Here is a 408-nt window from a genome sequence, read left to right as displayed (position 1 = left end):
CTCCCGAACCGATGGTGAAGTGGCAGCTATCTCGTGACGGTGGAATGACCTGGCAAGCGGTGAGCGCTGACTCTACTGCGAAGCTCTCGAACGACGGACTGACGCTGACTGTCGTGGGGAGTGAAGCCAACGATGGGTTCCTGTATAGGGTGATGGCGTCCAATAGTGCGGGCAGTGCGACCAGTGATGCCGCGAAACTCACGGTGACGCAGAAGCACGAGGGTGGCGGCGGGACGTCGAAGCCGGACACCCCTGGGGGCACGAAGACCGAAGGTAACCTCGCGATCACTGGTGGCGGTTCCGAGCAGGGTTTGCTGTTCCTAAGTCTTGCTGCTCTGCTTTTGGGGGGCGGTCTCGTGGTGACGAACCGTGTTCTGAAGAAACGTCAGAAGCAGTAGGACACGCATG

General features: G+C 60.0%; 1 protein-coding gene. It reads left to right on the top strand.

What is annotated here, in order from left to right:
* Nucleotides 1–398, top strand: a 398-nt coding sequence (locus WFM69_RS19320; RefSeq protein WP_442928479.1) for a hypothetical protein, incomplete at its 5' end; no start/stop codon positions are given.
* Nucleotides 399–408: the final 10 nt, after the last annotated feature.

The organism is Microbacterium sp. LB12 (assembly GCF_037150835.1).
GTDB lineage: Bacteria > Actinomycetota > Actinomycetes > Actinomycetales > Microbacteriaceae > Microbacterium.
This window is presented reverse-complemented; position numbering and strand designations above follow the sequence as displayed.